Source organism: Pontiella desulfatans (genome assembly GCF_900890425.1).
In the GTDB taxonomy this organism is placed as follows: Bacteria; Verrucomicrobiota; Kiritimatiellia; order Kiritimatiellales; family Pontiellaceae; genus Pontiella; species Pontiella desulfatans.
This window is the reverse complement of sequence record NZ_CAAHFG010000003.1, coordinates 405,940-412,962: the sequence shown is the minus strand read 5'-3', so window position 1 is coordinate 412,962 and position 7,023 is coordinate 405,940. Positions and strand designations below refer to the sequence as shown.

7 protein-coding genes are annotated in these 7,023 nt (G+C 58.4%); 2 read left to right on the top strand and 5 right to left on the bottom strand.

What is annotated here, in order from left to right; genetic code table 11:
* The first annotated feature begins 224 nt into the window (after positions 1–224).
* Positions 225–1,154: a DUF1573 domain-containing protein gene (locus E9954_RS22845; RefSeq protein ID WP_168442514.1), complete on the top strand. Its 930-nt coding sequence runs from the start codon at positions 225–227 to the stop codon at positions 1,152–1,154.
* Here the strand turns inward: E9954_RS22845 and E9954_RS22840 are convergent.
* A complete protein-coding gene (locus E9954_RS22840; protein WP_136081601.1) occupies positions 1,151–1,693 on the bottom strand; it encodes a DJ-1 family glyoxalase III in 543 nt (180 codons plus the stop codon). The two genes, E9954_RS22845 and E9954_RS22840, sit on opposite strands and share 4 nt — an antisense overlap.
* A 67-nt stretch (positions 1,694–1,760) precedes the next feature.
* Positions 1,761–2,495 (bottom strand): nuclease-related domain-containing protein, encoded by a 735-nt coding sequence (locus tag E9954_RS22835; protein ID WP_136081600.1) that lies wholly within the window; start codon positions 2,493–2,495, stop codon positions 1,761–1,763.
* Positions 2,496–2,693: 198 nt separating this feature from the next.
* Between E9954_RS22835 and E9954_RS22830 the strand changes: the two genes are divergently transcribed.
* Positions 2,694–3,671: a formylglycine-generating enzyme family protein gene (locus tag E9954_RS22830; RefSeq protein WP_136081599.1), complete on the top strand. Its 978-nt coding sequence runs from the start codon at positions 2,694–2,696 to the stop codon at positions 3,669–3,671.
* A 65-nt stretch (positions 3,672–3,736) separates the two neighbouring features.
* Here E9954_RS22830 and dapB read toward each other — a convergent pair whose 3' ends face one another.
* From dapB to E9954_RS22815, 3 genes are all read right to left on the bottom strand, one after another.
* Entirely contained in the window at positions 3,737–4,561 is an 825-nt protein-coding gene (dapB, locus tag E9954_RS22825; RefSeq protein WP_136081598.1) for a 4-hydroxy-tetrahydrodipicolinate reductase, read from the bottom strand.
* Positions 4,561–5,430 carry a 4-hydroxy-tetrahydrodipicolinate synthase gene (gene dapA / locus E9954_RS22820; RefSeq protein WP_136081597.1) on the bottom strand — a complete coding sequence of 290 codons (870 nt, stop codon included), beginning with the start codon at positions 5,428–5,430 and terminating at the stop codon, positions 4,561–4,563. The genes dapB and dapA overlap by 1 nt, the downstream gene beginning before the upstream one ends.
* A 97-nt stretch (positions 5,431–5,527) precedes the next feature.
* Complete coding sequence (locus tag E9954_RS22815; protein WP_136081596.1) at positions 5,528–6,793, bottom strand: diaminopimelate decarboxylase; 1,266 nt, start codon at positions 6,791–6,793, stop codon at positions 5,528–5,530.
* Between the last annotated feature and the right edge of the window lie 230 nt (positions 6,794–7,023).

Sequence of the window (7,023 nt, the reverse complement as noted above, 5' to 3'; positions counted from 1 at the left end):
AACCAACCTCCCAAAAATAAGGCCATGCCTACGGAAATCATGAGTCAACCGCCCACGCTTTCACCCTGCGGAGCCGGTCAACAGAGTTGGTTATAGAAGAAAAATTTCAATTCACAAGTTCTTAATTTGGGATATATTACATTTCTCGTCGAACGACCAAAAAACATAGAAAAAGCGAGATGTTGTTTTTAAAATATAGAGCAAAAATTACGGCATATTCGGCCATGGTTATGATATCGGCGCTGTGTTCAACCGCCGCAAACGGGCTACGTATCGAACCGAAAGAGGTTTGTGTTATGGGGGCATTTCCGGCGGAATCGAACCAGGTTGCAACCTTCACCCTCTTCAACGCGACGAGCAATGCGCTGCGCATTGGAAAGCTTGAATCCTGCTGCGCCTTTCTTGAGCCGGTTATCTATGAAAAAACTATCGTTCCGGGCGCCAGCACTCCGCTGGATGTCCTCATCGATGCCCACTCCTTGAACGGCCCGTTCAAAAAAAACATAAGCTTCGAGGCCAACGGCCAAAGCCATACGGTGTGGATTGAAGGGGAAGCCAAGCCAGCCATCGCCATCCCCTCTACCCACATCCATTGCGGGCACCTGCCGCTGGGGCAGCTGTGGACGACCAACCTGGCCGTCGCGGTTCGCAGCAACTTGCCAGGAAAATTGACCGCAACCACCCAGTCCAACATTGGCTTGAGCGCCAACACCGATGGGAAAGCAATGCTTCAACTTTCAATTCCTGCGCAACGGGAACCCATGCGTTGGCAGGGTCTGGTTCAGCTTCGGATCGAAGGCCAGCCGCAGTTGCCGCCTGTTGCGATCCACCTCGAAGGTTGCATGGGAGGCCGCCTGCATCCCCAGCCCCGAAAGCTGGCTCTTGCCGAAAACGCCCGGAAGGCAACCTTTGCCCTACATAGGAAACACCCAGAACCCTTGCCCCCTGCCCCCACCCCCTTGCAATGCAACCTACCCGACATTGGAATCAAGGAGGAGCTCGGGGCCACGGGAAACAGTACGGTTGAGCTGGATTTTACAGACGCCTTTATACAACGGCTCAAAGCCGAGCGTCGGATTCCCATCCAGCTCAGCACCGAAGGATATGTTCCGGCCTCGCTGATGATTGAATACTCCCCCGGAGGAGTTCGCTAAAGCAAGAGACCGGCGCGAACGTCTGCGGCGGTGTTGGGGCTACCACATTCGGCGATCACCTTGAGCGCAAACTCGAAGGCGGTTCCCGGACCTTTGCTGGTGATGAGATGGCCATCGACCACGACGATCTCATCGACCGGTTGGATGTCGGCCGGCAACTTCTCCTCCACGCCGGGATAGCAGGTGAACCTTTTGCCCGCCAGAACCCCGGCTTCGTTCAACGCCAGCGCCGCCGCACAGATGCAGCCCATCCACTTTTTCTTTTCGTTGAAATCCTTGATCGCCTGCTGGACACCTGCATGCCCGCAAAAGGCAACCGTTCCCCCGAAGCCTCCCGGCAGCAGCAGGATATCGAACTCGTCGGGGTTGATTTGATCCCATGTCGTGTCGCCCACCAGCTTGACGCCGCGCGAAGCCTCGATGGCTCCCGGTGTAAGGCTTGCGACGGTCACGTCGAATTCGGCGCGCCGCAACGTGTCGATAATGATGACGGCTTCCATTTCCTCGGAGCCGTTCGCAATCGGTACCAATGTTTTCATGACTCAACCTCCGTTTCGTGATGAATGACGATTGAAACGTGAATATTCACGGCTCACGCTTCACTTATCACTCGATGACTTTTCTCAACTCGCCAACCACTTTTTCACGCATTGATTCAGCAATGGGTTCATCAAACGTTTCCTGCAACACCTCGACCAGTTTTTTGCCCGTACAGACCACCACGCCGTTCACGTTCATGACCTCCTGCGGCAGCTTGGTACCCAGGAAACAGAGCACCGAATGGATCGGCAGGTCGCCGCATCCGGCATCGTCGATGAACGAGACCAGCTCGGCCGCGGCAGCCTTCACCTGCCTCAGCGGCGGACGCGAAGGTTCCCTGCCTCCCGCATACAGCTTGCCATCGTGGAACTCCACGGAGCCCTTCCAGTTCTTGGTTTCCACCACGAACACCCCGGCCGGCCCCACAATGATATGGTCGAAGTTTTGTTTCCCCCCGCCAAACCGAAGCCCATTGAACACGGTGTATTCAGCATTCAGGAATGCCAGCTCGTGCGCCACCCACTCCTCGCCCTTGGCCCCCTTCAAAAAATTTCCCAGCCGCTTGTCGCCCCACGCCAGCAAGATCGCCGCCGCCACCGCAACCAGGAAAAACAGGATGCCCACCTGCGATACGCCCAGATAGGGATGCGGAAACCACGCCCGTAGCAAATAGCCCGTCACAAAACAAATGACCAGCAACGGCCAGAACGCCCGCAACAGCCCCAAAACCCGCGGCGCCTCCCCCGGACTCCCATAGACTTTCGCAAAACGACTGCTCAACGATTCCTTCGAATTTTCCATGGGAGGAACCATAGGTAAAAGTTCCCCTATGCACAACAACCGCTTGCCGCAAACACCACCCAATCCCACCCAAGGCGTCTAATTAGAATTCACGGCCGTAAATTCTAATTAGACGCCTTGGCGAGAGATCCCCCGTTTTTACTGGAAGATTTCCCGAAGGCGACTTATACAGGCATCCGAATACCGATTTGAAAGGGCATGGAGATGGGACAAGGAAGCTGCTGCACACCAGGCGAAAAACGGTGCGGATGCGAAGACGGCCACCAGGGCCAACCGTTCGCACGCATCTCCACCGGATCGACCGACCATATGGTTCGCCTGGAAGGCGGCGCCTTCCTGATGGGTACCGAGGACGGCATCGGCTATCCGGACGATGGAGAAGGGCCGATCCGCGAGGTGACCCTAGACCCGTTCCTCATGGATCAATATGCCGTTTCCAACGCCGACTTCGCGACGTTCATTGAAGCCACGGGCCATCAAACCGACGCGCAAAAATTTGGTTATTCCTATGTGTTCCATCTCCTGCTCTCCCCCAGCCAGAAGCGGACGCTTGACATGCTCGGCCGCACCGTGATGGGGCTGGAATGGTGGTATCATGTCGAAGGTGCCGACTGGGCACATCCGTTCGGGCCGGAGTCGGATATCACTGGACTGGAAAACCATCCGGCCACCCATGTTTCCTACCGCGACGCCCTTGCCTATTGCGCCTGGGCAGGCAAGCGGCTTCCGACCGAGGCGGAGGTGGAATATGCGGCGCGTGGCGGTCTGGTGGGCAAGCGCCATGCGTGGGGCGATGAGCTGATGCCCGGCGGCAAGCACATGTGCAACATTTTCCAGGGCAAGTTTCCGGAATACAACTCCGGCGAAGACGGTTTCGTTGGCACCGCGCCCGTGGATGCGTACGAACCGAACAACTATGGCCTATACAACATGGCCGGAAACGTCTGGGAATGGGTGTTCGATTGGTGGAGCCCGGACTTCCACATCACCGGCCCTCGCAATAATCCGATCGGCCCCGACTCCGGCGAACGGCGCGTCAACCGCGGCGGCTCCTACCTTTGCCACGACTCCTACTGCAACCGCTACCGCGTCGCCGCCCGCACCTCCAACACGCCCGACTCATCGACGGGCAATTTGGGCTTTCGGTGTGTGAGGGACGTGAAAAGTGACGATTGAAGCGTGAATAAAAAAACGGCGACTGACCGAAGCCAACCACCGCATCACGACTCAATCGTCACTCGTCAAAGCCCTAAAACATGCTTCATCGCATCTTTCATGGTGTAGAGCCGGGCTTCCTTTCCGGCGACCCATACGGCAGCCTGCAAGGCCCCGATGGCAAAGACGTCGCGGCTGGTCGCGCGGTGCGACAACTCCAGCAGCTCGCCCACGCCGGCCATCATGACCGTGTGGTCGCCGACAATGTCGCCGCCGCGGACGGCATGGAACCCGATCTCCTTTTCCGGGCGCTCGCCCGGCAGGCCGGTGCGGCCATCCACCTGAACCTCTTTCAAATCCCAGTCGTATCCATCGGCCGCCGCCTGCCCGAGCATCAGCGCGGTGCCGCTGGGCGAATCCTTCTTCAGGCCATGATGGCGTTCGATGATTTCCACATCGTAGCCCTTGTCCTTCAGCGACCGGGCGCCGAGTTCGACCAGATGGCAGAGCAGGTTGATGCCCAAGCTCATATTGCCGGAAAGCACCACGGCGGTCTTTTCGGCCGCCGCTTCAACGGCCGCAATTTCTTCGTCGTTCAATCCCGTCGTACCAATCACCCAGGCGGTGCCCCACTCCGCAATGCGCGGCGCGTTGCCCGCAACGCCGAAGTGACCCGAAAAATCGACGATCACGTCGGCACTCGGCCCAACCTCTTCCAGGTTGCTGATCAGGTTGACTCCGGCCGCCTTGGTTCCGGCCAGTACCCCGGCGTCGGCATTCAGGCCCGGCGCATCCCACAGGTCGACCGCGCCGTGCAGTTCCAGCCCCGGCACCTTTTCCTCCATGATGCACCGGATCAGGGTTTTGCCCATGCGACCCGCCGCTCCGAGAACGACAACTTTAACCGCCATTACAGTATCCCCGCACGTTCGAGCGTCGCGCGCAGCGCGGCTTTGTTTTCATCGGTGGTCGAGCACATCGGAAGGCGGTAGACCTCTTGGATCATGCCCTTCATCGCCATGGCCGCCTTGATCGGAATCGGATTGGTGTCGATGAACAGGTCGTCGAACGTCTTCGCATACGTGTCGTGCAGCGCCTGCGCTTCGTCGTAGTTTCCAGCAAGCGCGGCGGCAACCAAGGCAACGACTTCCGACGGCATGATATTCGAGGCCACGGAAATCACGCCGAGGGCTCCTGCCTTGATCATCGGCAGCGCCAGCGAATCGTCGCCGGAGAGCACTTCGATGTCGCACAGGTTCTTGATATCGGTTACGCGCTGGACGGAGCCCGCCGCCTCCTTGACGGAAACAATGTGTTCATGTTGCGCCAGCTCGGCAACCACGTCCAGCGGGATCTCCTTCGCGGAGCGGCCCGGCACGTTGTAGAGCACCACCGGAACGCCGAGATCGGCCACGGCGCTGAAATGCTGGATCAGACCGGAATTGTTGGGCTTGTTGTAGTAGGGCGTCACCTGCAAGGTGCCGTCCACACCGAATGCCTTGACCGCTTCGGTCAGCTCGACCGCCTCGGCCGTCGAATTGGCCCCCGTACCCGCCACAATCTTGCAGCGGCCCGCTGCGGCATCGGTGACCGCCTTGATAACCTGCAGGTGCTCATCCGTACGCAACGTCGGCGACTCGCCCGTCGTCCCGACCGGAACAAGCCCGGCCACGCCACCGGCAATATTGAATTCAACCAGCTCGGCCAGCTTTTCGAAGTCCACCGATCCGTCCGCCGCGAACGGCGTCACAAGCGCTGTGTATACCCCTGTAAAAAACATTGTCTTTCTCCATATTCGTAGACGGAGCATCCTGCTCCGTTTGAATCACCTATGCGTGTTGCATACACTAACGGAGCTGGAAGCTCCGTCTACACCTTTATACATCAAAGGCGCCAAGCCCCTCCAAGTCAAGTGTAGCGAAATGATCCTCAACCGTTTCAGCACGCCGAATCTGAACCACCTCGCCATGCTCGCGGAGCAAAAGCTCCGCCGAACGCAGCTTGGCGTTGTAGTTGAAGCCCATCGAATGGCCATGCGCCCCGGCATCGTGGATGACCACCAGGTCGCCAATCTCCACCTGCGGGATGGCGCGGTCGATCGAAAACTTATCGTTGTTTTCGCAGAGCGAGCCGGTCACGTCGCAGACAAAGTCGCACGGCGCGTCTTCCTTGCCGACCACCGAAATGTGGTGGTAGGCGCCATACATGGCCGGACGCATCAGGTTCACCATGCAGGCATCAAGTCCGACAAACTGCTTGTAGGTGTTTTTCTTGTGCAGCACGCGGCTGACCAGATAGCCATACGGCCCCGTCACCATCCGTCCGCACTCCATGCGGATATCCAGCGGCTTCAGTCCCTTGCCGACAATCAGCTCGTCATAGAGCGCCTTCACTTCCTGCCCCAGCGCCGCGAGATCGATCGCCTCCTCTTCCGGCCGGTAGGGAATCCCAATACCGCCGCCCAGGTTGACAAACTCGAATGCAATGTCCAACTCCGCGGACAACTCGGCCACCAGCTCAAACAGCAAATGCGCGGTCTCGACAAAATAGTTGCGGTCGAGTTCGTTCGACGCCACCATCGTATGCAGGCCAAAACGCTTCACGCCCTTGTCGCGCAGCATGCGGTAGCCCTCGAACAGCTGCTCGCGGGTAAAGCCATATTTCGCCTCTTCCGGATGGCCGATAATCGCGTTGCCGCCCTTCAGTGGCCCCGGGTTGTAGCGGCAGCAGACCAGCTCCGGAAGCCCCACGTTCTCTTCCAGATAGTCAATGTGCGTAATGTCGTCGAGATTGATGATCGCGCCCAGCTCGGCCGCCTTTTGGTATTCGTAGGCCGGGGTGTCGTTCGACGTAAAAATAATCTCCTCGCCAACCACGCCGACGCGCTCCGATAGCAACAGCTCAGGATAGGACGAGCAGTCCGAGCCAAAGCCCTCCGCCTTCAGGATTTTCATCAGATACGGGTTCGGTGCGGCTTTCACCGCAAAATATTCCTTAAAACCCGGATTCCACGCAAACGCCGCCTTCAGCCGCCGCGCATTCTCGCGGATGCCCTGTTCGTCATAGATATGGAACGGCGTCGGAAAGCGCTCCGTCAGCGCCTCCAGCTGCTCCTTGCTCATCGGGATGTTTTTTTCTGCCATGGTCATTCTCCTGAAAATATTGCGCGGGACTATACACGAAAGCCCCCTGTTTCCAAGCCTTGGGAACAACCGTTTCCACCGCCGCAAGCAGTAAAGCCTGTGCTACGCGCTGGCTTCGCGTCCGCCGGGCCGATTCTCCGGTAGCCAGCGCATAGCGCAGGCTCTACTTCCCCTCTTCTTGGCGTCTTTGCGGTCAAAACACACCGCAACTCGGCCTGCCCCACTCCCTG

What these genes read in the sequence shown, in the direction of transcription:
- E9954_RS22815 (WP_136081596.1), bottom strand. Translation starts at nt 6,793, where the DNA reads ATGGCAGAAAAAAACATCCCGATGAGCAAGGAGCAGCTGGAGGCGCTG.
- E9954_RS22830 (WP_136081599.1), top strand. Translation starts at nt 2,694, where the DNA reads ATGGAGATGGGACAAGGAAGCTGCTGCACACCAGGCGAAAAACGGTGC.
- dapB (WP_136081598.1), bottom strand. Translation starts at nt 4,561, where the DNA reads ATGGCGGTTAAAGTTGTCGTTCTCGGAGCGGCGGGTCGCATGGGCAAA.
- E9954_RS22840 (WP_136081601.1), bottom strand. Translation starts at nt 1,693, where the DNA reads ATGAAAACATTGGTACCGATTGCGAACGGCTCCGAGGAAATGGAAGCC.
- E9954_RS22835 (WP_136081600.1), bottom strand. Translation starts at nt 2,495, where the DNA reads ATGGAAAATTCGAAGGAATCGTTGAGCAGTCGTTTTGCGAAAGTCTAT.
- dapA (WP_136081597.1), bottom strand. Translation starts at nt 5,430, where the DNA reads ATGTTTTTTACAGGGGTATACACAGCGCTTGTGACGCCGTTCGCGGCG.
- E9954_RS22845 (WP_168442514.1), top strand. Translation starts at nt 225, where the DNA reads ATGGTTATGATATCGGCGCTGTGTTCAACCGCCGCAAACGGGCTACGT.